At 56.6% G+C, this 23,836-nt stretch carries 17 protein-coding genes; 10 read left to right on the top strand and 7 right to left on the bottom strand.

The window, feature by feature from the left end; all coding sequences use genetic code 11:
* The 5 genes from bcsZ (at window position 1) to L370_RS16290 (ending at window position 9,864) form a co-directional block, all read left to right on the top strand.
* Window positions 1–1,107 (top strand): cellulose synthase complex periplasmic endoglucanase BcsZ, encoded by a 1,107-nt coding sequence (bcsZ, locus tag L370_RS16270; protein WP_023333771.1) that lies wholly within the window; start codon window positions 1–3, stop codon window positions 1,105–1,107.
* Window positions 1,089–4,571, top strand: coding sequence for a cellulose synthase complex outer membrane protein BcsC (bcsC, locus tag L370_RS16275; RefSeq protein ID WP_023333770.1), 3,483 nt, complete (start codon window positions 1,089–1,091; stop codon window positions 4,569–4,571). Before bcsZ ends, bcsC begins: the two co-directional genes overlap by 19 nt.
* 119 nt (window positions 4,572–4,690) lie before the next feature.
* The gene (gene hmsP / locus L370_RS16280) at window positions 4,691–6,697 is read left to right on the top strand and encodes a biofilm formation regulator HmsP (protein WP_023333769.1); all 2,007 of its coding nucleotides are present in this window, start codon (window positions 4,691–4,693) and stop codon (window positions 6,695–6,697) included.
* A gap of 159 nt (window positions 6,698–6,856) precedes the next feature.
* Window positions 6,857–8,143: a dicarboxylate/amino acid:cation symporter gene (locus L370_RS16285; protein ID WP_023333768.1), complete on the top strand. Its 1,287-nt coding sequence runs from the start codon at window positions 6,857–6,859 to the stop codon at window positions 8,141–8,143.
* 227 nt (window positions 8,144–8,370) lie between these two features.
* Window positions 8,371–9,864 carry a M16 family metallopeptidase gene (locus tag L370_RS16290; protein ID WP_023333767.1) on the top strand — a complete coding sequence of 498 codons (1,494 nt, stop codon included), beginning with the start codon at window positions 8,371–8,373 and terminating at the stop codon, window positions 9,862–9,864.
* A 63-nt stretch (window positions 9,865–9,927) separates the two neighbouring features.
* Here the strand turns inward: L370_RS16290 and L370_RS16295 are convergent, their stop codons facing one another.
* Window positions 9,928–10,857, bottom strand: coding sequence for a 2-dehydro-3-deoxygluconokinase (locus tag L370_RS16295; RefSeq protein WP_023333766.1), 930 nt, complete (start codon window positions 10,855–10,857; stop codon window positions 9,928–9,930).
* A 229-nt stretch (window positions 10,858–11,086) separates the two neighbouring features.
* On the opposite strand from L370_RS16295, the gene pdeH reads away from it, so the two are divergent.
* The gene (pdeH, locus tag L370_RS16300; protein ID WP_023333765.1) at window positions 11,087–11,860 is read left to right on the top strand and encodes a cyclic-guanylate-specific phosphodiesterase; all 774 of its coding nucleotides are present in this window, start codon (window positions 11,087–11,089) and stop codon (window positions 11,858–11,860) included.
* 65 nt (window positions 11,861–11,925) lie between these two features.
* Window positions 11,926–13,968 carry an AsmA family protein gene (locus L370_RS16305; protein ID WP_023333764.1) on the top strand — a complete coding sequence of 681 codons (2,043 nt, stop codon included), beginning with the start codon at window positions 11,926–11,928 and terminating at the stop codon, window positions 13,966–13,968.
* A 60-nt stretch (window positions 13,969–14,028) separates the two neighbouring features.
* Here the strand turns inward: L370_RS16305 and L370_RS16310 are convergent, their stop codons facing one another.
* From L370_RS16310 to L370_RS16320, 3 genes are all read right to left on the bottom strand, one after another.
* Complete coding sequence (locus L370_RS16310) at window positions 14,029–15,351, bottom strand: MFS transporter (protein WP_023333763.1); 1,323 nt, start codon at window positions 15,349–15,351, stop codon at window positions 14,029–14,031.
* Between the two features lie 260 nt (window positions 15,352–15,611).
* Entirely contained in the window at window positions 15,612–16,637 is a 1,026-nt protein-coding gene (yhjD, locus tag L370_RS16315; RefSeq protein ID WP_023333762.1) for an inner membrane protein YhjD, read from the bottom strand.
* A gap of 52 nt (window positions 16,638–16,689) precedes the next feature.
* The gene (locus L370_RS16320) at window positions 16,690–17,589 is read right to left on the bottom strand and encodes a LysR family transcriptional regulator (protein ID WP_023333761.1); all 900 of its coding nucleotides are present in this window, start codon (window positions 17,587–17,589) and stop codon (window positions 16,690–16,692) included.
* 119 nt (window positions 17,590–17,708) lie between these two features.
* Here L370_RS16320 and L370_RS16325 point away from each other — a divergent pair, with 119 nt between their 5' ends.
* Together L370_RS16325 and L370_RS16330 are read left to right on the top strand one after the other, a co-directional pair.
* A complete protein-coding gene (locus tag L370_RS16325; RefSeq protein WP_023333760.1) occupies window positions 17,709–18,467 on the top strand; it encodes an SDR family NAD(P)-dependent oxidoreductase in 759 nt (252 codons plus the stop codon).
* A gap of 154 nt (window positions 18,468–18,621) precedes the next feature.
* Window positions 18,622–19,224, top strand: a complete 603-nt coding sequence (locus L370_RS16330; protein ID WP_023333759.1) for a response regulator transcription factor — start codon at window positions 18,622–18,624, stop codon at window positions 19,222–19,224.
* Here the strand turns inward: L370_RS16330 and L370_RS16335 are convergent.
* On the bottom strand, window positions 19,203–19,541 hold the full coding sequence (locus L370_RS16335; protein ID WP_023333758.1) for a lysozyme: 339 nt from the start codon (window positions 19,539–19,541) through the stop codon (window positions 19,203–19,205). The genes L370_RS16330 and L370_RS16335 overlap by 22 nt on opposite strands.
* Window positions 19,542–19,612: 71 nt before the next feature.
* On the bottom strand, window positions 19,613–20,152 hold the full coding sequence (locus L370_RS16340) for a GNAT family N-acetyltransferase (RefSeq protein WP_023333757.1): 540 nt from the start codon (window positions 20,150–20,152) through the stop codon (window positions 19,613–19,615).
* A 147-nt stretch (window positions 20,153–20,299) separates the two neighbouring features.
* Between L370_RS16340 and L370_RS16345 the strand changes: the two genes are divergently transcribed.
* The gene (locus L370_RS16345; RefSeq protein WP_023333756.1) at window positions 20,300–21,889 is read left to right on the top strand and encodes an STY4199 family HEPN domain-containing protein; all 1,590 of its coding nucleotides are present in this window, start codon (window positions 20,300–20,302) and stop codon (window positions 21,887–21,889) included.
* 145 nt (window positions 21,890–22,034) lie between these two features.
* On the opposite strand, the gene L370_RS16350 is transcribed toward L370_RS16345, so the two are convergent.
* Window positions 22,035–23,684 carry an alpha,alpha-trehalase gene (locus L370_RS16350; protein ID WP_023333755.1) on the bottom strand — a complete coding sequence of 550 codons (1,650 nt, stop codon included), beginning with the start codon at window positions 23,682–23,684 and terminating at the stop codon, window positions 22,035–22,037.
* Between the last annotated feature and the right edge of the window lie 152 nt (window positions 23,685–23,836).

The raw sequence follows: 23,836 nt of genomic DNA, 5'->3' as shown, positions 1-23,836 counted from the left end.
ATGAAAGCCTTTCGCTGGTGTGTATTAGCAGCGTTGATGCTGGCGGCGCTTCCTCTGCGCGCCGCCTGTAGCTGGCCTGCCTGGGAGCAGTTTAAAAAGGATTACATCAGTGAGGGCGGGCGTGTCGTTGATCCCAGCGACACGCGCAAAATTACGACCTCGGAAGGGCAAAGCTACGCCTTGTTCTTTGCCCTGGCGGCGAACGATCGCAACGCGTTTGACCAGGTGCTAACCTGGACGCGCGATAATCTTGCCAGCGGCAATCTCAACGACCATCTGCCAGCCTGGCTGTGGGGTCAGAAAGATAAAGATACGTGGGCGGTGATTGATACCAACTCCGCCTCTGATGCCGATGTCTGGATCGCCTGGTCACTGCTCGAAGCGGGTCGTTTGTGGAAACATCCGGACTATATCCGCACGGGCAAGGCGCTGCTGAAACGCATTGCCAGCGAGGAAGTGGTGAACGTGCCTGGGCTCGGCGCAATGCTGCTTCCCGGTAAAGTCGGTTTTGACGATGAACACGTCTGGCGCTTTAACCCCAGCTATCTTCCTCCGCAGTTAGCGAGTTATTTCACGCGTTTTGGTACCCCGTGGACCCAGCTTCGTGAAACCAATCTGCGCCTGCTGCTGGAGAGTGCGCCGAAAGGTTTTTCGCCGGACTGGGTGCAGTATCAGAAAAGCAAAGGCTGGCGGTTACAGCAGGATAAATCGCTGGTGGGCGGCTACGACGCCATCCGCGTTTATCTCTGGGTGGGCATGATGAGTGACAACGATCCTCAGAAAACCCGGCTGCTGACGCGCTTCCATCCGATGGCGGCAAAGACAATGAAACGGGGTGTGCCACCGGAGAAAGTGGATGTGGCGACGGGGAAACGCACCGGCGACGGCCCGGTCGGGTTCTCTGCCGCCATGCTGCCGTTTTTACAACAGCGCGATGCCCAGGCGGTTCAGCGCCAGCGCGTTGCAGACTATTTTCCCGATAACAATGCCTATTACAGCTACGTGCTGACTCTTTTTGGGCAAGGATGGGATCAGCATCGTTTTCGCTTCACCGCAAAAGGTGAATTAATACCGGATTGGGGCCAGGAATGCGCAAGTTCACAGTAAATCTACTCAGTTTATCGCTTGGCCTGGCGCTTATGCCATGGGCCCAGGCCGCCAACTCTCCGCAGCAGAAACAGCTGCTGGAGCAGGTGAGGCTGGGCGAATCGACACAGCGTGAGGATTTGGTTCGTCAGTCGCTCTATCGCCTTGAGCTGATTGACCCGAACAACCCTGACGTGATTGCCGCACGCTTTCGCTACCTGCTGCGTCAGGGCGATAACGCTGGCGCGCAAAAAGAGCTGGATCGTCTGAAAGGGATCGCGCCGGGTTCGAGTGCGTACCAGTCATCTCGCAACACGATGCTGCTTTCCACGCCGGATGGTCGCCAGCAGCTCCAGCAGGCGCGACTGCTCGCCACCACGGGGCACACGCAGGAGGCGATTGCGGCCTATGACAAGCTGTTTGACGGCAACCCGCCGGGCGGCGATGTGGCCACGGAATACTGGAACGTCGTGGCGAAAGACCCCGCTCGCCGGAATGCAGCCATTAACCAGCTTAAGAAAATAAACAGCAGCAGCCCCGGAAACACACAGCTGCAGGCGACGCTGTCCCAGCTTTTGTTCCAGAGCGGACGCCGTGACGAAGGCTTTGCGGTGTTGCAGGAGATGGCCAAATCTAACAATGGCCGTAACCAGGCGTCTGATATGTGGTATGACCAAATAAAAGGTCAGCCTGCCAGCAGCGCCAGCGTCAGCGCGCTGCAAAAATACCTGAGCGTTTTCAGCGACGGTGACAGCGTCGCTGCGGCGCGTGCCCAGCTTGAAGCGCAGCAAAAACAGCTCGCCGATCCGGCGTTCCGCGCGAAAGCGGAAGGGCTGGCGGCGGTGGATGCCGGGCAGGGAAGCAAGGCGGTGGCAGAGCTGCAAAAAGCCGTCAGCGCCAACCATGCCGACAGTGAAGCGGTGGGCGCCCTTGGCCAGGCTTATTCCCAGAAAGGCGACCGCGCCCGCGCGGTGGCGCAGTTTGAAAAGGCGATTGCTCTCGATCCCCAGAGCGATAACCGGGGTAAATGGGACAGTTTGCTGAAGGTTAACCGTTACTGGCTGCTGATCCAGCAGGGCGATGCGGCGCTGAAGGCGAATAACCCGGCGCAGGCGGAGCGTTACTATCAGCAGGCACGCGGTATCGACAATACCGACAGTTATGCCGTGCTGGGGCTGGGCGATGCCGCCGCGGCGCGTAAAGATAACGACGCGGCGGAACGTTATTATCGCCAGGCGCTGCGTATGGACAGCGGCAACAGCAATGCGGTCCGCGGCCTGGCCAATATCTACCGCGCGCAGTCCCCGGAAAAGGCCTCGCAGTTTATCCAGTCTCTCTCCGCCAGCCAGCGCCGGAGCATTGATGATATTGAACGCAGTCTGACCAACGAGCAGCTCTCCGCTCAGGCAGAACAGCTGGAAAATCAGGGGAAATACGCTCAGGCGGCAGAGATTCAGCGTCGTCGTCTGGCGCTCTCGCCCGGCGACGTTTGGATAACCTATCGTCTCTCGCGCGATCTCTACAGCGCGGGTCAGCGCAACCAGGCGGATACCCTGATGCGCCAGCTTGCCAGCCAGAAGCCGTCCGACCCGGATCAGGTATACGCCAACGGGCTTTATCTTTCGGGCAACGATCAGGATCGCGCCGCGCTGGCGCATCTGGACACGCTGCCGCGCAGCCAGTGGAACGGCAATATTCAGGAGCTTGCCGACCGCCTGCAAAGCAACCAGGTGCTGGAAACCGCCAACCGTCTGCGCGACAGCGGCAAAGAGCAGGAGGCGGAAAACCTTCTGCGTCAGCAGCCGACCTCCACCCGCATCGACCTGACGCTGGCGGACTGGGCGCAGCAGCGTGGCGATCTGGCGTCGGCGAAAACGACGTACAGCGCCGTTCTGCAGCGTGAACCGCAGAACGAAGACGCGATCCTCGGCCTGACCGAGATTTATAGTGCGCAGGGTAACAACGATGCCGCGCGGGCAGAGCTGGCAAAACTGCCCGCCGCGCAAAACGGCCAGCCGCAGTCGCTTAACATGCAGCGCCGGATCGCGATGGCGCAGGCAGGTCTGGGCGATTCCGCTGCGGCAGAACAGACCTTCAACAAAATTATTCCGCAGGCTAAATCGCAGCCCGGCTCCATGGAAAATGCGCTGGTGTTACGTGATGCCGCGCGTTTCCAGGCGCAAAACGGGCAGCCTCAGCAGGCGCTGGAAACCTATAAAGATGCGATGGTGTCGTCCGGCATCACGACGACCCGCCCGGCCGACAATGACAGTTTCACCCGGTTGACGCGTAACGATGAAAAGGACGACTGGCTGAAGCGCGGCGTGCGCAGCGATGCCGGTGACTTGTACCGTCAGCAGGATGTTAACGTCACGCTGCAGCACGACTACTGGGGCTCGAGCGGTACGGGCGGCTATTCCGACCTGAAAGCGCATACCACCATGCTGCAGGTGGATGCGCCGCTCTCTGACGGGCGAATGTTCTTCAGAAGCGATCTGGTCAATATGGATGCCGGCTCGTTTGCGACGAAAGACGGGAAGTACGATCCGAGCTGGGGGACGTGTTCTGCGACGCCGTGTAGCGGCAGCACTCACCAGTCAGACAATGGCGCGAGCGTCGCCGTCGGCTGGCAGAATAAAACCTGGGCAATGGATATTGGCACCACGCCAATGGGCTTTGACGTCGTCGACGTGGTGGGCGGCATCAGCTACAGCAGCGACCTGGGGCCTGTCGGCTATACCGTTAACGCCCATCGTCGTCCAATCTCCAGCTCTCTGCTGGCCTTTGCCGGACAAAAAGATACCAACACCGGCACCACCTGGGGCGGCGTACGTGCCACCGGTGGCGGCGTAAGCTTGAGCTATGACAAAGGGGAAGCGAACGGCGTCTGGTCAAGCCTGAACGCGGAAACGCTGACGGGTAAAAATGTGGAAGATAACTGGCGTGTCCGCTGGATGACGGGTTACTACTACAAGCTCATTAATAAAAACAATGAGCGCCTGACGGTCGGCGTCTCCAATATGCTCTGGCACTACGACAAAGACCTGAGCGGTTATACCCTGGGTCAGGGCGGTTACTACAGCCCGCAGGAGTATGTCTCCTTCGCACTGCCGGTGACCTGGCGTAAACGCACGGAGAACTGGTCCTGGGAGCTGGGTGGCTCGGTGTCCTGGTCTCATTCCAAAACCAAAGACGAGCTGCGCTACCCGATCCAGAGTCTGATCCCGACCGATGAGCCAGGTCGCTATACTGACCGGGGCGCGATGGAAACCGGCAGCAGTTCCTCAGGCACGGGTTATACCGCGCGGGCCATTATCGAACGCCGCGTAACGTCCAACTGGTTTGTGGGCATGGGCGTGGATATTCAGGAAGCGAAAGATTATACCCCAAGCCATGCGCTGATCTATGTGCGTTACTCTGCTGCAGGCTGGCAGGGTGATATGGACTTGCCGCCGCAGCCGCTCATCCCTTACGCAGACTGGTAATCGGATTTTCCTTAATCCATTTGTAAGTCTCTCTTAATAGCGCGGCAATCGGGTATACTCAGGCGCGCCAGGTTTGCACCCTGGCGAGCCCTGCGCTTCGAGTTTTGTGGAGAGTCATTTTGCGTGTCAGCCGTTCCTTAACAATCAAACAGATGGCGATGGTCTCTGGCGTCACCATGCTGTTTGTACTGCTCTTCTGCGTAATTTTGCTGTTTCATGCCGTACAGCAGAATCGCTATAACACGGCTTCACAGTTAGAAAGTATTGCCCGCTCGGTACGCGGCCCGCTTTCTGCCTCTATCCTGAAAGGGGATATTCCCGAAGCGGAAACCATTTTAAAACGCATTCAGCCTGCCGGCGTCGTTAGCCGCGCCGATGTCGTCTTGCCTAACCAGTTTCAGGCGCTGCGGATGAGCTTTATCCCGGAGCGTCCCGTCCCGATGATGGTGATGCGCCTGTTTGAACTGCCGGTACAAATTTCGCTGCCCGTTTATTCTCTTGAACGTCCTGCGAATCCGCAGCCGTTGGCCTACCTGGTTTTACAGGCGGACTCCTACCGCATGTATAAATTCGTCATGAGCTGGGTGGTTACGTTAGTGACCACTTGCTTACTTATGACGCTGATCCTCAGCGTGGCGCTCACCTGGTGTATTAACCGGTTGATTGTTCATCCGCTGCGCCGTATCGCCCGCGAGCTGAATACGCTTGCTCCGCAGGATCAGATGGGACATCAGCTTGAGCTGCCGCGTCTGCATCATGACGATGAGATAGGTATGCTGGTGCGTAGCTATAACCTCAACCAGCAGCGCATCCAGCGTCAGCAGGATGAGTTAAACAGCAGCGCCACGCGCTTTCCGGTGTCGGAGCTTCCCAATAAAGCGTTTCTGATGGCGATGCTGGAGCAGACCGTTGCCCGTCAGCAAACCACGGCGCTGATGGCAATTGCCTGTGAAACCCTGCAGGACACGGCTGGCGTGCTCAAGGAGAGCCAGCGCGAAATGCTGCTGCTGACTCTGGTGGAAAAAGTGAAGTCTGTCCTTGCCCCGCGCATGGTGCTGACCCAGGTCAGCGGTTACGACCTGGTGGTGATTGCCAATGGCGTAAAAGAGCCGTGGCATGCGATCACATTAGGTCAGCAAGTACTCACTGTCATTAATGAGCGGTTGCCCATTCAGGGTATTCAGCTTCGTCCAAGCGCCAGTATCGGTATTGCGATGTACTATGGCGATTTAACGGCGGAACAGCTTTATCGTCGCGCCTTCTCGGCGGCGTTTACCGCCCGGCGCAAAGGGAAAAATCAGATCCAGTTCTTCGACCCTGAGCAGATGGAAAAGGCGCAGCAGCGCCTGACGGAAGAAAGCGACATCCTGACCGCGCTGGATAACCGCCAGTTTGCTCTCTGGCTACAGCCGCAGGTGAATTTGCTGACGGGAGAAGTGAAAAGCGCCGAGGCGCTGCTGCGTCTGCAGCAGCCGGATGGTTCGTGGGAGCTGCCGGAAGGGCTGATTGAGCGCATTGAGTCCTGCGGCCTGATGGTTACCGTCGGCTACTGGGTGCTGGAGGAGTCCTGCCGTCAGCTTGCCGCCTGGCAGGAGCGCGGCGTGACGCTGCCGCTCTCGGTCAATTTGTCTGCCCTGCAGCTTAAGCACCCGACCATGGTTTCAGAGATGCTGGAGCTGATCCACCGTTACCGCATCAAGCCTGATACGTTAACCCTGGAAGTGACGGAAAGCCGACGCATTGACGATCCCAATGAGGCGGTCGCGATCCTGAAGCCGCTGCGTAATGCCGGCATTCGCATTGCGCTGGATGATTTTGGTATGGGCTACGCCGGGCTGCGCCAGCTTCAGCATATGAAAACCCTTCCGGTGGATGTGCTCAAAATTGACAAAGCGTTTGTTGACGGTTTGCCGGACGACAGCAGCATGGTGCAGGCGATTATCCAGATGGCGCGCAGCCTCAACCTGCATCTTATTGCCGAAGGAATTGAAACCGAAGCACAGCGCGCCTGGCTGGCAGAGGCGGGTGTGGAGAGCGGGCAAGGCTTCCTTTTTGCCCCTGCTGTTCCTTCGGATGTCTTTGAACAACGATACCTTTCTGGTGCTGACAACCACGCAAAAGTGTAATTTTGTTGCTGGCTTGTGCGAGCCAGCTCAAAGTTCTTAACATTTGTGTTTCAAATTTGAACTGAGTTTATTTCTGTCCTGTTATGTGGGTGTTATTTTAAAGCCGCAGGTTAACCATAACCTTACAAAGCCTGTGGTTTTTCTTCCCAAGGACACCTTATGAAAACCTCACTCTTCAAAAGTCTTTATTTCCAGGTCCTGACAGCCATCGCCATCGGTATTCTGCTGGGTCACTATTACCCTGAACTGGGCGCGCAAATGAAACCACTTGGCGACGCGTTCGTTAAGCTCATCAAAATGGTCATCGCTCCGGTGATCTTCTGTACCGTCGTGACGGGCATCGCTGGCATGGAAAGCATGAAGGCGGTCGGTCGTACCGGTGCAGTGGCGCTTCTCTATTTTGAAGTGGTCAGTACCCTTGCGCTGATTATTGGTCTGATCATCGTCAACGTGGTGCAGCCAGGTGCGGGGATGAACGTAGACCCGTCAACGCTGGATGCCAAAGCGGTCGCGGTGTATGCCGAGCAGGCGAAAGATCAGGGCGTGGTGGCCTTCCTGCTGGACGTGATACCGGGCAGCGTCATTGGCGCGTTCGCCAGCGGTAATATCCTGCAGGTGCTGCTGTTCGCCGTGCTGTTTGGCTTTGCCCTGCACCGTCTGGGCAGCAAAGGCCAGCTTATCTTTAATGTTATTGAAAGCTTCTCGCAGGTGATTTTCGGCATCATCAATATGATCATGCGCCTGGCGCCGATCGGTGCCTTCGGTGCGATGGCCTTCACCATCGGTAAGTATGGCGTCGGTACGCTGGTGCAACTGGGTCAGCTGATTATCTGCTTCTATATCACCTGTATCCTTTTCGTGGTCGTGGTGCTGGGTTCCATCGCCCGCGCGACAGGCTTCAACATCTTCAAATTTATCCGTTACATCCGCGAAGAGCTGCTGATTGTTCTGGGGACCTCATCTTCAGAATCGGCGCTGCCGCGTATGCTCGACAAGATGGAAAAGCTGGGATGTCGTAAATCGGTGGTCGGGCTGGTGATCCCGACGGGCTACTCCTTCAACCTGGACGGTACCTCGATATACCTGACAATGGCGGCCGTGTTTATCGCTCAGGCGACCAACAGCCATATGGATATTTTCCATCAGATTACCCTGCTGGTGGTGCTCCTGCTCTCCTCTAAAGGCGCGGCAGGCGTGACGGGCAGTGGCTTTATCGTGCTGGCTGCCACCATTTCCGCGGTGGGTCACCTGCCGGTGGCGGGTCTGGCGTTGATTCTGGGTATTGACCGCTTCATGTCAGAGGCGCGTGCGTTGACCAACCTGGTGGGTAACGGCGTGGCAACGGTGGTGGTGGCGAAATGGGTGAAAGAGCTGGATCACAAAAAGCTCGACGATACTCTGAATAACCGCTCAACTGACAGCAAAAATCCTGGCTTATCCTCTTAATCTTGTCACAAATGCCCGTATTCCCTTGTCGGGATGCGGGCTCCTGCGCATAATAACTGTTCGTACCTGTCATAATTCGACAAGATTTTTTTTGGGTATATTTCACTTCTGACCGTGACGTTTTGCCGAACACGCGGTCTAATCGACGTGTTTTCATCGTCATCTTTAAGAGTGAAGCGCGTCGCGAAACACTCTTTTTTAACCAGGAATGTTGATCAGGGGTTCACATGCAGGGCACAAAAATTCGACTCTTAACCGGCGGTTTGCTGATGATGGCAGCAGCCAGTTATGTGCAGGCAGATGCGCTCCAGCCAGACCCGGCCTGGCAACAAGGGACATTAGCGAACGGTTTTCAGTGGCAGGTGTTAGCCACTCCGCAACGTCCCAGTGACCGTATTGAAATCCGTCTGTCCATTAATACCGGTTCCCTCACGGAAAGCACTCAGCAAACCGGTTTTAGCCATTTTATTCCCCGGCTGGCGCTCACGCAGAGCGGCAGCCTGCAAGCGGTTCAGGTGCGTTCGCTTTGGCAACAGGCCATCGATCCGAAACGCCCACTCCCCCCGGCTGTTGTCTCGTATGACTACACCATGTTTAACCTGAGCCTGCCAAACAACCGTAACGACCTGCTTAAAGAAGCGCTTACGTATCTCTCCGATGCCTCTGGCAACCTGGCGATTACGCCGGACACCGTCAACTATGCGCTGAGCAACAGCGACATGGTGGCGACCTGGCCTGGAGATACCAAAGAGGGCTGGTGGCGTTACCGCCTGAAGGGCTCGACGCTGCTGGGACACGATCCGGCTGAACCGCTGAAGCAGCCGGTGGACGCCGAACAGGTAAAATCGTTCTACCAGAAGTGGTACACCCCAGACGCCATGACGCTGATCGTGGTGGGTAACGTGGACAGCCGCGCGGTGGTGGAGCAGATCAACAAAGCGTTTGGTGATTTGAAAGGCAAGCGTGAAACGCCAGCCCCTGTTCCGACGCTCTCTCCGCTGCGTGCAGAGCCTGTCAGTATTATGACGGACGCTGTGCGTCAGGATCGCCTCTCCGTCATGTGGGATAACGCCTGGCAGCCCATCCGCGAGTCCTCGGCGATGTTGCGCTACTGGCGTGCCGACCTGGCGCGTGAAGCGCTGTTCTGGCACGTTCAGCAGACGCTGAGTAAGAACAACGTGAAGAATATCGGTCTTGGCTTTGACTGCCGCGTGCTGTTCCAGCGTGCGCAGTGCGCCATTAACGTTGAATCGCCGGGCGATAAGCTGAATGCCAATCTGGGTGTGGTCGCGAAAGAGCTGGCAAAAGTGCGTAAAGAGGGGCTTTCCGAAGAGGAATTTAACGCGCTTGTGGCGCAGAAAAAACTTGAGCTGCAGAAGCTGTTTGCGACCTACGCTCGCGCCGATACCGACATTCTGATCAGCCAGCGTATTCGTTCCCTGCAGAATCAGGTGGTGGACATTGCGCCGGAACAGTATCAGAAGCTTCGTCAGGACTTCCTGAACGGTCTGACCGTCGATATGCTCAATCAGGATCTACGTCAGCAGCTGTCGCAGGAGATGGCGTTGATTCTCCTGCAACCGAAGGGCGAGCCGGAATATGACATGAAGGAACTTCAGACGACCTGGGATTCCATTATGGCTACCGCGCCGCAGCCAGCGCAGGCCGCCACGGCTGATGATTTACATCCGGACGCGACGGATATTCCGCAGGGGCAGTAATGCTTAAACATACCCTCTCCCTGTGGGAGAGGGTTAGGGTGAGGGCATCAGCCCGCACCTTACTTAAACAGGCATCGCCTTGCGCGGAATAATCGCCCCGCGATACTGAATCACCGTGCTGGCCGTCAGGTGCCCACGCTGTGCCGCCGCTTCCGGCGTTCCACCCGTCAGACGTACCGCCAGATAGCCCGCGCTGAATGAATCACCTGCCGCCGTGGTATCAATCACCTTCTCTTTGGCAAGCTTCACCGCCGGAACGTCAATCAGGGCCTCACCCGCCACCGCGACCAGGCACGACTCCGCACCGCGCTTAATCACCACTTCGCTTACGCCAGCCGCCTGCGTGCGTGCAATCACCTCATCAACCGGTTTCTGACCCCACAAGGCGTCTTCATCGTCGAGCGTCAGGAAGGCGATGTCGGTGCACTGCAGCATCTGTTGATAGACCTGCTGCGTCTCTTCGCGGCTGGCCCACAGGCGCGGGCGGTAGTTGTTATCGAAAATAACCTTACCGCCGTTTGCACGGCATTCGCGCAGCAGCGAGAGCAGCTTTTCTCGGCTGGCGGGGCTTAAAATCGCCAGGCTAATGCCGCTTAAATAGAGATAGTCAAATGTCGCCAGCTCTTCGCAGATGGCTGCGGCCGCGTCGCTCTCCAGCCAGAATTTGGCCGCGGCCTCGTTACGCCAGTAATAAAACGTGCGTTCGCCGGTACTGTCGGTTTCGATGTAATAAAGCCCCGGGAGGCGGTTTTCCATACGCTGAATCAGGGACGTTTCAACATGTTCACTCTGCCAGGCCTCCAGCATTTGCTGGCTGAAGCTGTCCGTGCCCAGAGCGGTAACGTAGTTCACGGTGAGCGCGTCAGGCGCGACCTGACGGGCAATATAAACGGACGTGTTTAACGTATCGCCACCAAATCCGCGGCTGACTTCCGCGCCTTTTTGTGACAGCTCAATCATGCATTCGCCAATCACGGCAATTTTTTTGGACATAGTCGTGAACCTGAACAGAAGAATTATCAGCAGTGTGCGCTGAGTGAATTAACCGGTCAACTATATTAAAACAACGTTCCATTATTTTATTTGAGCCAGCGCGTGTTCCCGCGCATTTCTGTCATCTTAATTTCATTTTCCCGGTGAATTGAACATAAAGTTCTCAATTGTCGCGCCGATAATCCTGTGACGAGTCCAGAAAGGCTATCCCAACAACAGGACATCTGAAATGAAGTCAGAGCAGGTTATCCAGCGGCTGAGCACTACGCCTGAGGCAAGTATTGAGAACTTGCAGGAGCATCGCTACTGGCTGCAATGTGAGCGTGTGTATACCTATCAGCCGATCTACCGAACAGATGGTCGACTGATGGCAATTGAAATTTTGACCGTCGTTACGCACCCCTCAAACCCTACTCAGCGCATCGCGCCGGATCGCTACTTTGCCGAAGTGGCCGTTCGCCAGCGTCTGGACGTGCTGGAAGAGCAGCTTCGTATGCTGGCGACGAAGCACTCCTTTTTCGAGCAGCACGATATCCTCGCCTCGGTGAACGTCGATGGCCCAACCCTGCTGGCGCTGCGCCAGAACGCGAAATTGCAGGAGCTGATCGCCACCCTGCCGTGGATGCGCTTTGAGCTGGTGGAGCATGTCCGCCTGCCGCAGGATTCCTCGTTTGCGTCGATATGCGAATACGGCCCGCTGTGGCTGGATGACTTTGGCACCGGCATGGCGAACTTCTCCGCCCTGAGTGAAGTGCGCTACGACTACATTAAAGTGGCCCGCGATCTGTTCATTATGCTGCGTCAGACCCCGGAAGGGCGGAATCTGTTTACGCTGTTATTACAGCTGATGAACCGCTATTGCCAGGGCGTGATTGTTGAAGGTGTGGAAACATTGGAAGAGTGGCGTGATGTGCAAAACTCTCCCGCAGCGGCGGCGCAAGGCTATTATCTCTCTCGCCCGGTACCCATGGATCGCCTCGATAACGTTATAACGACCCTCTGATAAGCCCGCTTCCCTTTGTCTGGACTATAGTTTTACAGAACAGGTCATCAGGAAAGGGGATAAAAATGACAAGAACAACCAGGGTAATCTCCTGGACAGCAGGGATTTTCTTGTTGTTGATCGTGGTCGTCGCCATCATTATTGCGACGTTTGACTGGAACCGTCTTAAGCCGACCATCAACCAGAAAGTCTCAACCGAACTGAACCGCCCCTTCGCCATACGCGGTGATTTAGGCGTGGTGTGGGAGCGTCAGAAAGAGGAGCCCGGCTGGCGAAGCTGGATCCCCTGGCCACACGTCCATGCCGACGACATCATTCTCGGCAACCCGCCGGATATCCCGGACGTCACAATGATCCACCTGCCGCGCGTTGAAGCCACGCTGGCTCCGCTGGCGCTCCTCACCAAAACGGTCTATCTGCCGTGGATCAAACTTCAGCAGCCCGATGCGCGTCTGATCCGACTCTCAGAAAAAAACAACAACTGGACGTTTAACCTCGCCAGCGACAGCGAAAAAGATCCGGATGCCCACCCTTCTTCCTGGTCATTCCGTCTCGACAATATTCTTTTCGATCGCGGACGGATCGCCATCGACGATAAGGTCAGCAAGGCGGATGTGGAGATCCTGGTCGATCCGCTGGGCAAACCGCTGCCGTTTAGCGAGGTCACGGGCACGAAAGCAAAAGGCGACGCGGCAAGCGTAGGTGACTATGTCTTCGGACTGACGGCAAAAGGGCGTTACAACGGCCAGCCGCTGAGCGGAAAAGGGAAAATAGGCGGCATGCTGGCGCTACGGAGCGAAGGTACGCCGTTCCCGGTGCAGGCGGACTTCCGTTCCGGTAACACCCGCGTGGCGTTCGTGGGCACGGTAAACGACCCGATGAATATGGGGGGCGTCGACCTTCAGCTTAAATTTGCCGGCGATTCGCTGGGCGAGCTGTATGACCTGACAGGCGTACTGCTGCCGGATACCCCGCCGTTCGAAACGGACGGGCATCTGGTCGCCAAAATCGACACCGAAAAATCGTCCGTTTTTGACTACCGGGATTTCAACGGCCGCATCGGCGACAGCGACATCCACGGCACGCTGACCTACACCACCGGAAAACCGCGCCCGAAACTGGAAGGGGATGTTGAGTCCCGCCAGCTGCGTCTGGCCGACCTGGGCCCGCTGATTGGCGTGGATTCGGGCAAAGGAACCAGGTCGAAAGAGGTCAAAAAGGATGTTCAGCCTGCGGGTAAAGTGCTGCCATACGATCGCTTCGAAACCGACAAATGGGACGTGATGGATGCGGATGTGCGCTTTAAAGGCGGAAAAATTGAACATGGCAGTACGCTGCCGATCAGCAATCTTTCGACCCATATCCTTCTCAAAAACGCCGACCTGCGCCTGCAGCCGCTGAAGTTCGGCATGGCGGGCGGGACGATTTCCTCGAATATTCACCTGGAAGGCGATAAGAAGCCGATGCAGGGACGGGCGGAGATCCAGGCGCGTCGATTGAAGCTGAAAGAGCTGATGCCGAACGTAGAGTTGATGCAGAAAACCCTCGGTGAAATGAACGGTGATGCCGACATTCGCGGCGTAGGGAACTCGGTGGCGGCGCTGTTGGGCAGCGGCAATGGTAACCTGAAATTGCTGATGAACGACGGGCTGGTCAGCCGCAACCTGATGGAGATCCTGGGGCTGAACGTCGGTAACTACGTCATCGGGCAAATCTTCGGTGATGACGAGGTGCGGGTGAACTGCGCGGCGGCCAATCTGGATCTGGTTAACGGCGTGGCGCGCCCGCAGATTTTTGCCTTCGATACGGAAAATGCGGTGATTAACGTGACCGGTACCGCCAGCATGGCCTCGGAGCAGCTTGATTTGACGATTGATCCGGAAAGTAAGGGGATCCGTATCATCACTCTGCGCTCGCCGCTTTACGTGCGCGGGACCTTCAAAAATCCGCAGGCGGGCGTGAAGCCCGGTCCGCTGATTGCGCGTGGTGCAGTGGCTGCAGCGCTTGCGACGCTGGTCACCCCGGCCGCGGCGCTGCTGGCGTTGATTTCCCCGTCAGAAGGCGAAGCGAATCAGTGCCGGACTATTTTGTCGCAGATGAAGAAGTAGCTCCCTTTCTCCCTCTCCCTGTGGGAGAGGGCCGGGGTGAGGGCATCAGGCCGCAATGAATTACAGAGCCTGGTGCTTAGTCTCGTGCGTCAGCAGCAGCGCAATCAGCGTCAGCGCCGCCATGGCCGCCAGATAGACGCCCACGTAGAACAGACCATAGTTCGCCTGCAGCCAGGTAGCGATATACGGCGCAACGGACGCGCCCAGAATTGAGGCAACGTTGTAGGAGAACGACGCGCCCGTATAACGCACTTCCGTCGGGAACAGCTCCGGCAGCAGCGCGCCCATCGGGCCGAAGGTCAGGCCCATCAGGCTCAGGCCAATCAGCAGATACGCCATCACCAGCGCAGGGCTACCGGACCCCAGCAGCGGCGGGAAGACGAACAGCGCGAACAGAATAATCAGTGTGGTGATCACAATCATGCTTGAGCGGCGACCAAACTTATCCGCCAGCAGGCCCGCAATCGGCACCATCACACCGAAGCCAATCACCGCCATCATCAGCATCCACAGCACTTCGTTACGCGGAAGCCCCAGCCCAACCGGCGCGGCGGCGGTGCTGTACGTCATGGAATAGACGGTCATGATGTAGAACAGCGTATAGGTTGCCAGCATGATAAACGTGCCCAGCACGGTCACGCGGACGTGTTTGGTCAGCAGCGTTCCCAGCGGTACTTTTACCTGTTTTTTCGCTGCCGCGACTTTGGCAAAGACCGGCGTTTCGTGCAGGGAGACGCGCACATACAGACCAATCAGCACCAGTACGGCAGAGAAGACAAACGGAATACGCCAGCCCCAGCTCATGAACTGTTCATCCGTCAGCAGCCAGGAGAGCAGCAGGAACGTCCCGTTGGCAAAGAAGAAGCCAATCGGTGCGCCAAGCTGCGGGAATGAGCCATACAGCGCGCGCTTGCGCGCCGGGGCGTTCTCGGTGGCCAGCAGCGCCGCGCCGCCCCATTCACCGCCCAGGCCCAGACCCTGACCAAAACGCGCCAGCGCCAGCAGGACCGGCGCCAGAATGCCGATGGTTTCATAGGTCGGCAGCAGACCGATGGCCACTGTGGAGATGCCCATCGTCAGCAGCGAGGCCACCAGGGTGACTTTGCGGCCAATGCGATCGCCAAAGTGTCCAAACAGCGCAGAGCCAATCGGACGCGCAACAAACGCGATGGCAAAGGTCGCCAGAGACTGCAGCGTAGCCGCCGTCGGATCGCCCTGCGGGAAGAAAATATGCGGGAAGACGATGACCGCGGCGGTGGCATAAATATAAAAGTCGAAGAACTCAATGGCAGTGCCAATCAGCGAGGCGACGACGACTTTATTGCGCGAGTTTACCGGAACGTTTTCCGTTCCTGAGTCGAGTGTGGTGGCTGTTGCTTGCATAATATTTTCTTATTTTTGTCGAACGAAAGGCCATATTACGCACAGCAAAAGCGACATTTCAATCTGTAACAAAGCCGCGTGCTGGTTATAAAAGCAACAAAAAGCGGATAATTTTCAGGCCAGCCAAAACACGTCTATGAAATGCTTCACAGATTTTAAATATCAGTCAATTAAACTGGTTTTTGGTTAAATAAAAGTTACGGACTGGATTTATATGCTGAAATGATGAATCGGGCTGAAATTTCAGCCCGAGAGCGGAGTTACCGGTGCGTTTTGCCCGGCATTCGCGGGTCGTCTTTGTACTCGGCAGTGGCGATCCACGCCGCGCAGAACAGGGTTAAACGGGCGAAGAAGTAGAAGAACGCCATCAGCCCCAGCACCGAGCCAAACGCCGCACCGGAAGGGGATTTAACCAGTGACGGTAAGGTGTACGTCATCACGATTTTAATCACTTCAAAGCCGATCGCCGCAATCAATGTACCGCGGATCAGCGCCTTCTTGCGCGGACGATGGCGGGGCAAGCGCCAGAAGATCCAGAAGAACAGGAGGTAGTTGGCGAAGATAGAAATGGCCAGCCCAATGCCGCGCCAGGCGGGCTTCAGCCATTCGATATAATCAAGATAGAGCGCGGAGATGATCATCTGCTGCGCCGAGCCCGCCACGGAGGTAATGGAAAGCGTCACGATCAGCGCGACGAGCAGGCCAATCAGCGAAACAAAATCGCGGAGATACTTAACCCAAATTTTCTCCTGGTCCTGTGGCTTACGCTCCCAGACGTCGCGCGACTGGGCGCGGATGGCCTCGCGCAGGTTGCCCATCCAGTTAACGCCGGAGTAAAGCGCAATCAGTAAACCGACGATGCCGACGGTAGTACGCTGCTGAACGGCGGTATTGATGGTGCTCTTGAGCGTGCTGGCAAGGGTCGGGTCACTGACGTTATTCAGGATCTTATTGAAGATATCCTGCAGCAGCGTCGGGTGCGACGCGAGCACAAAACCGGCTGCCGCAAACGACACCATCAGGATTGGGATCATCGACAGGAACGAAAAATAGGTGATGGCGGCGCCAAACTGATTTCCCATGCGGTCATTAAAACGCTCGGTCGCGCGGATCAGATGCGCCACCATGGGAAACTGCTGAATTCTCGCGGCGATGCCGGTGACGGTCCCCAGCGCTTTACTGGCGGTGCCTGGTGAAGTGGCCTCTTCGGGCCCGGTTTCCATCTTTTTGACGGGTTCATACTCTAAATGTTGGGTGGGTCGTTGCGGATTGTTTTCCGGCGTCACGCGTCTTTTCCTTTTCGTTGAGCTGGATGTGTTTTTGAATTATAGCCTGCGACTAGTCCACGTAAGCTTTTGTGAGTTCAGTTAGCCACTCCATGAACAAATGTACTCTTCGGGAGAGGTTGCGGCGGTGGGGATAAATCAGCGAGACAGGCATCGGTTCGGCCCGGTATTGCGGGAGGATCTCAATCAGTTTCTTCGCGCGCAGTAAATCACGCACCCCAACCCGCGGAACCTGAATAATGCCCAGCCCGGCGAGACAGGCGGCCTGGTAAGTTTCCGTGCTGTTGACGGTTAACACCCCGCCCGTTTTTATCCACTGGGTCGCACTGCCGTTATAAAACTCAAAGCCCTGTGGGCGGGCTCCCAGCATCGCGGCGTAGTGGATCACGGCGTGTGAGCCTAAATCGTCCAGCGTTTCCGGGTAGCCAAAACGCGCCAGATAATCCGGGCTGGCGCAGTTAATCACCGACAGCTTGCCCAGCGGACGGGCGATCAGCCCTGAATCCTTCAGCGTGCCGACGCGGACGACGCAATCAAACCCTTCACGGATCACATCCACCAGGCGATCGCTGCTGCTTAGTTCCAGTTCAATGCCCGGATAGTGCTGCAGAAAAGCAGGCAGTTTAGGGATGACTAAATTTCGAGCAACGCCGACGGGCATATCCACGCGGAGCCGACCGCTGATGCTGGAGGGATCGTGCTGAAACATGCCGTCGAGTTCATCAAGGTTTGCCAGCAGATCTTTTGCCCGCTCGTAATAGACCATGCCGTCCTGCGTCAGGCTGACTCGGCGCGTGGTGCGGTGCAATAGCTGGGTGCCAAGCCGGTTTTCCAGGGCCTGAATTTGCCGTGAAACGCTGCCTTTCGGCAGGGTTAATGTTTCGGCTGCGCGGGAAAAACTCTCCAGTTCCGCGACGCGAACGAATAACTGCATTGCGTGAATTTTATCCATAGAGGAAGCTCATTGTTGTTGCAGTTGAAACAGTGAAGCGTTCTAACCCATCTTTATTGATTTTCTATCACCTAATAAGCTCTTTCTCAATCTCCATAACAGCCAAAACGAGGTATATGATGAGTGAACGTATCGCATTAGTGACGGGTGGTAGCCGCGGTCTGGGTAAAAACGCTGCGTTAAAGCTGGCGGCAGACGGCACGGGAGTCATCCTGACATACAACCGTAGCCAGCAGGAAGCGCTGGATGTTGTGCATGAAATTCAGCAAAAAGGCGTTAATGCAGCGGCATTACGGCTGAACGTCGGGGATATTACGGGTTTTGATAATTTTGCTCGACAGCTTCAGGAAATCCTCAGGACCGTCTGGCAGCGTGAAACCTTTGACTATTTATTGAACAATGCCGGGACGGGTTTATATGCGCCCTATACCGACACGACGGAAGCCCAGTTCGATGAGGCGCTGAACATTCATTTCAAAGGACCTTTCTTCCTGACACAGCGCCTGCTGCCGCTGCTTAACGACGGGGGACGTATCCTCAACGTCTCCAGCGGTCTGGCCCGTTTTACCCAGCCGGGCTCAGGGACCTACGCGGCGATGAAGGGGGCGATGGAAGTGCTGACGCGTTATCAGGCGAAAGAGCTCGGCGCGCGTGGAATTTCCGTCAATATCATTGCGCCGGGCGCGATAGAAACTGACTTTGGCGGCGGACGCGTTCGCGACAACGCGGAGCTGAACCAGCTGCTGGCCTCGCAGACGGCGCTGGGACGGGTCGGGCTGCCGGACGATATTGGCGATGCCATTGCGGCACTGCTCAGCGATAAACTGGGCTGGATGAACGCGCAACGTATTGAAGTATCAGGCGGCATGTTCCTGTGATGTACGCGCTTAAGGAAATCCTTAAGGCGAATGTGTCCAGATACTGACAGATATAAAGAACACGGGGGATTTGTAACGTCTCCATTCGTTGAGTTTTTTCTTAAACAACCCCTCTGTAGAATCGCCCTTCGCTATTCTCAGAGGGAGAAAAACGATGCGAGTAATCATGTTTGACAGGCATTCACTCTTTATTCACGGAGCGATACACAGCCTTCAGGCGTTAATTCCGGAAATAGATATGACAGGGACCTGTCAGGCAGACGATTTATGGACCCAGGTTTCCGCTTCGCCGTCAGCTATCGTCATAATTGACGGTAATGTCATCCAGGACGACGGGAGCGCTTTGCTGGAAGAGATGACGCAACGCTTTCCGGCGATACGCGTGATTCTGGTTCTGGCGAAAAAAGAGGCCAGATGGGTTGAGCAGTTGCGGCAGCGAAACATCATGGCCATTATTCCCCGAAATGCCCACCCCGAGCGGTTTTCCGCCGTGCTGGATTCGGTGTCCAGAGGGATGGTCTGTTTTCCCGGAGAGTGGGTCAGCCTGCCGTCGTCGCCTCAGGCGTTATTATCCCTGAGCGAGCGTCAGCGCGACGTGCTGAAACTGCTGGCGGCGGGGGAGTCAAATAAAGAGATCGGACGCAATCTCAACATCAGTGCGGCCACGGTAAAAGCGCACCTCGAGGCGCTTTTCCGGCGGCTGGACGTGAAAAACAGAACGCAGGCGGCCCTGCTCTATACCCGTGCAACGGCCTGAAAAATCGCGTTTGGGAGTGAAGGCATCACGCCGAAACTGAATATCATCATAACCAGCGCATCATGCTGCTGTTGGGTTAATGGACGCGTCACATTTTCCCGCAGCAGCGCCTCACAGAGCTGAATATCGTCATGCAACAAATCTTCTGCCTCGGCAGGCGTGACGGGACCGTGAAAATCCGCCCGATCGCAGATCACGTGGCCGTAGCCAATAACCCATAATCCGTTCTCGTCACGATATTTCTCCAGAGAAAGACCCTGATGTTTTTTTATTAACGCAATGGCGGCAGAAGATATTTTCAGCGCATGACCTTTCATATTCGTTTCCTCTTAATAGCGATACTGTAGACGAAACGATGTCCGAGAAATATCCGCCAAATGGCTGTTGATCAGGAATTATTATTCAGGTATTCCTGCTGTAATAAACCAAATAGCCAGTCATTTTGCCAGCGCCCCGCAAGGTAATAGCTCTCGCGTAATTCGCCTTCCAGGCGAAAGCGGGCTTTTTCCAGCAGGCGTCGTGAAGCGACATTCCCCGCGGTGACGGTGGCGGTGAGTCGCCGTATACCGCCCTGATGAAAAGCGTAATCGCAAAGCGCTTTCAGGGATTCAAAGCCGTAGCCTTTCCCCTGCGCCTCGGGTGCGAAAAGGAAGCCCACTTCAGCGCAGTCCTCCTCCCGATGAATATACCCGGTAACGCCCAGCGGAACCTGTGAGGCGGTATCACGTACGACGAGACAAAGCCAGTGCGCGCTGCCTGGTGACCATGGCGTCAGGCGCGAATCAAACGCCTCGCGGATCGCCGCGACGGGGCGGTCTTCCGCCACAAAGCGCATAACGTCGGGATGCTGCTGTAGCGCCAGAAAAAAGGGCCAGTCTTGTTCCTGCAGGGGCGAACAGGTAAGGCGAGGGGTAATTAAAACCGGCATTCGGATTCTCCTGAAACATTTTAAATGATTTTAGGGTTGTCACTTTATTTCAACAGAAAGTCAGGTATGGTTAACCGCGTATAAATAAAAAGAAAAAGGGCCGTCTCGTGCCCATTCCGGATGTCTCGTTGTCGCTTAAGGAAAACAATGACTCTCAGCACATCACACCATATTCGCGAACAGTTCGAACACTGTCTGGCGGTCATTCGCCATGCGTCGGTGGAAATTTTGCTTCTTCTGAATGTACATGCTTCTGAGGGCAAAGATCCACGATGGTTCCTGGAACAACTCGACAGCGCGCGATTAGCTCTGGGCGGCTGGGGAGCCGTTGCGAAAAAACTCAACCTGAATGATGCCGAGATGTCGGAATTTACGCTCCAGCTGCGCCTGCTGCAGCAGCGCGTTCCGCAGTATGAAAGCGGACAGGATGTGAGTGAAAACCAGCTTATTGCGGCGATGCGGTTTGTGACCGCGCTGGAACACCTGCGCCTGCAGCAGCCGCTGTTGACCTACAGCACGGACCTGGCGCCGGGAAGCGAACTTCAGCAGCAGCAGGCGCAAAAGCAGGTACGCGCAATTGAGCTGATGATTAAAGGGCTCATCCAGCAGGCCTGGCCCGATCAGGTGCGGCTGAACAACCATCTTAAGACCCTGTTTAACGCTGACCGCGTGCGGCGCTGGCTGAAGCTTGGCGAGATCAACGATGTCCTGAGCGGCATGATGTTCAGCGAGCTGGCGCAGATGCTGGTGGATAAAAAAGAGTTCAGCCGCTATTACGCCTCGCTGTTCAGCGACCCGTCTATGCTGACGCTGCTGGTTGAACCGCGCAAAACGCTGCAAACCTTCCTCGATGACATTCGGCAAATCCGCAACAACATTACCGTTCAGAAAACGTTAAGCTCGGCGCAAATTCAGCTGCTGGATAACTACTACGCGCAGATCGCGCGGCCAGTGCAACGCGCGTTTGAGGAGGGGAGAACGCGCGTCAATCCGGCCGGATTTATGGCGGTAGATGCCAGCGAATTGCATACCTTCTGGGAAAAAGCGCAGAAAATGGATCGGGTCACCGGTGGGGATCTGTTTGAAGTCCGTGACACCATTGAAAAGCCGACCCAGCGCGCGCCGCGCACCCCAGAACAACGCGAGCAGCTCATTTCCGGTGCGCTATGGGGAGCGGTTGGCGTCATGGTGATTGCCATCGTGGCGGGGGGCTTCTGGCTGGTGACCAGCAGCAAACCGCAGCCAGCCAGCGCCAGAGCGGCTGAAGCGGCCCCTCCGCAGGAAATGCGCGAGACGCCTTCCTCGCGCGAAACGCTCACGCGTATGGGCGTGACCTGGGACGAGAATAATTTCCGCTCGGCCATTAACCGCAACGATACTCGCGTAAGCCTGCTATTTTTGCAGGGCGGTATGGACTGGAAGCTCTCCTGGACCGAAGAGGCGATGTCGGCAGGCTATGACGATGTGCTGGAGTTGATGTTGCGCTACCGGCAGAACATGGCGGAAGAGAAGCCGTGCCGTCGCTTCATCAACACGCTCAGCCACGCCATGTCGAACGGCGAGTCTCTGACCTCGGTACGTAAAGAGTACCTCAAAGCCTTCTGCACCGTGCCTGCCGTGGTGAAACGCCAGCAGCACGATCTCGACATGGCCACACGCCGCGCGCAGTCACAGCCGGATGCCACCACGAAAAAATGGCAGTCTATTCAGAGTGCCATTTATGAGGTGATTCGCTAAAATTTTTCCCCTCACCCCAGCCCTCTCCCCAAAGGGGCGAGGGAGATAAAGAGCGCACCGTGCAGTCCCCTCTCCCCTCTGGGGAGAGGGTTAGGGTTAGGGTTAGGGTTAGGGTGAGGGGTGAGGGCACCAGACCGCACCCCACTCAAGGCTCCCCATACAACCCAATCAGCCGCCGCACCACGCCGTTCGTCCAGCCGAAACCATCCTGCAGCGGATACTCACCCCCGCCACCTTCTCGCGGCGTACTGCTGGCGATGTGGTACTTCTCAATCAGCTTATGATGCGTCTGATAAAAATGGTTCACCGTATGCAGCCAGCTCCACGCGATCTCATCGCCCAGCGAATCGTTGCCGTACTGCTTGAACCCCTGAATCGCCATCCACTGCAGCGGCGCCCAGCCGTTGGGTTTATCCCACTGCTCGCCGGTTTCGTACTCGGTTGCCAGAATTCCGCCCGGGGTCAGCAGCCGCGCTTTGACCGCGTCAGACAGGCGCTCGGCCTGCTCGTGCGTCGCCATGCCAACGTACAGCGGCACAATGCTGGCGGCAGAAAACAGCGCCAGCTCTTCTCGCCGCCAGTCGTAATCGCGGTAACAGCCGCTCTCCTCATCCCACAGATAGCGGTTCACCGCCGCGCGGCGATCGTTGGCTTTCTGGCGGAATTCCTCTGCCGTCTCTTTATCCCCTTTCGACGCCGAAATGTTGGCGATAGCGCTTTCCAGCTTGAACAGGAAGGCGTTCAGATCGATAGGAATAAACTGCGTCGTGCGGATGCTGGCGAGCCGCGACGGATCGCGCAGCCAGCGGGACGAATAATCCCAGCCGGATGCCGCACCCGCGCGTAGATCGCGATACACCTCATTGGGCGGACGACCCGAGTGGCGGGCCGTTTCCACGTCCTCAATCCACGATTCGTCGCGTGGGGTATCACGGTCGTCCCAGTAGCGGTTGAGCAATGAACCGTCCGGCATGCGCACGGCGCTTCGGTAAGCCTGGTTAAGCAGCAGCGACTCCGCGCCGTCCATCCAGAAGGCGTACTCCATTTTAAGGTGATCCAGATAGCGTTTCGCACCGCGCACGCCGTCCTCCTCGAACAGCTCCACCATCAGGGCAAAGACCGGCGGCTGCGAACGGCTGAGATAATAGGTGCGGTTGCCGTTGGGGATATGGCCGTAGCGTTCAATCAGCCAGGCGAAGTTGTCCGCCATACATTTCAGCAGATCGTTACGGCCGCTCTCCGCCAGCCCCAGCATGGAGAAATAGGAATCCCAGTAGTAGGTCTCGCTGAAGCGCCCGCCGGGGACGATATAGGCCTGCGGCAGCGCCAGCAGGGAAGACCAGGGAATATGATCCTGCGGCTCGCGCGTCAGCACCGGCCACAGGTTATCGATGTGCTCTTTCAGGGAGAGTCCCGGGTCGGAGACATATTCTGTGCCGTAGGTTTCAGGCATCCAGAAGTGGTTCTCCACAAACTGGCGCAGGTCGAAATCCCGGTGGCGTCTGACCTTGCGGTAGCGGATCAGGATATCCAGCGGATCCATCTTCGGCGCACAGTCGGGGAAGGTTTTACTGTCCGCAAACAGCCGCGACGACTGCACGTGCTCGAACAGTTCAAGGTAGCGGTCTGCGGGCGTCAACGCATCGGAGGCGGGTAGCCCCTCGATCATTTCGGGTTCCGGCTCCGCCTCAATCATTTCATCCAGTTTCAACTCGCAGGGATCGGTCTCGTAGCGCAGCTCTTCTGCAATCTCGAATTCGATGTTCTCGGTAGCCTGTAGTTTCTGGTTGAACATGGTGATAGGGACCTCCGGTTGTGTGTTCAAAAGACAGGTTTATCCGGGCGTCTTATAAGCGTAGACATTCGCTTCGGTAGTTGGGGAGGGATATGTGCGGTAGATCACTATTTTCGGAGCATTCGTTTTGCAACGATTTATGAATGTTAAAA

Origin of the sequence: Enterobacter sp. MGH 24 (genome assembly GCF_000493015.1) — a bacterium.
In the GTDB taxonomy this organism is placed as follows: Bacteria; Pseudomonadota; Gammaproteobacteria; order Enterobacterales; family Enterobacteriaceae; genus Enterobacter.
Note: the sequence above shows the minus strand (reverse complement) of the source record. Positions and strands in the feature narration are given on the sequence as shown.

What these genes read in the sequence shown, in the direction of transcription:
- bcsZ (WP_023333771.1), top strand. Translation starts at nt 1, where the DNA reads ATGAAAGCCTTTCGCTGGTGTGTATTAGCAGCGTTGATGCTGGCGGCG.
- bcsC (WP_023333770.1), top strand. Translation starts at nt 1,089, where the DNA reads ATGCGCAAGTTCACAGTAAATCTACTCAGTTTATCGCTTGGCCTGGCG.
- L370_RS16285 (WP_023333768.1), top strand. Translation starts at nt 6,857, where the DNA reads ATGAAAACCTCACTCTTCAAAAGTCTTTATTTCCAGGTCCTGACAGCC.
- L370_RS16290 (WP_023333767.1), top strand. Translation starts at nt 8,371, where the DNA reads ATGCAGGGCACAAAAATTCGACTCTTAACCGGCGGTTTGCTGATGATG.
- L370_RS16295 (WP_023333766.1), bottom strand. Translation starts at nt 10,857, where the DNA reads ATGTCCAAAAAAATTGCCGTGATTGGCGAATGCATGATTGAGCTGTCA.
- pdeH (WP_023333765.1), top strand. Translation starts at nt 11,087, where the DNA reads ATGAAGTCAGAGCAGGTTATCCAGCGGCTGAGCACTACGCCTGAGGCA.
- L370_RS16305 (WP_023333764.1), top strand. Translation starts at nt 11,926, where the DNA reads ATGACAAGAACAACCAGGGTAATCTCCTGGACAGCAGGGATTTTCTTG.
- L370_RS16310 (WP_023333763.1), bottom strand. Translation starts at nt 15,351, where the DNA reads ATGCAAGCAACAGCCACCACACTCGACTCAGGAACGGAAAACGTTCCG.
- L370_RS16320 (WP_023333761.1), bottom strand. Translation starts at nt 17,589, where the DNA reads ATGGATAAAATTCACGCAATGCAGTTATTCGTTCGCGTCGCGGAACTG.
- L370_RS16325 (WP_023333760.1), top strand. Translation starts at nt 17,709, where the DNA reads ATGAGTGAACGTATCGCATTAGTGACGGGTGGTAGCCGCGGTCTGGGT.
- L370_RS16330 (WP_023333759.1), top strand. Translation starts at nt 18,622, where the DNA reads ATGCGAGTAATCATGTTTGACAGGCATTCACTCTTTATTCACGGAGCG.
- L370_RS16335 (WP_023333758.1), bottom strand. Translation starts at nt 19,541, where the DNA reads ATGAAAGGTCATGCGCTGAAAATATCTTCTGCCGCCATTGCGTTAATA.
- L370_RS16340 (WP_023333757.1), bottom strand. Translation starts at nt 20,152, where the DNA reads ATGCCGGTTTTAATTACCCCTCGCCTTACCTGTTCGCCCCTGCAGGAA.
- L370_RS16345 (WP_023333756.1), top strand. Translation starts at nt 20,300, where the DNA reads ATGACTCTCAGCACATCACACCATATTCGCGAACAGTTCGAACACTGT.
- L370_RS16350 (WP_023333755.1), bottom strand. Translation starts at nt 23,684, where the DNA reads ATGTTCAACCAGAAACTACAGGCTACCGAGAACATCGAATTCGAGATT.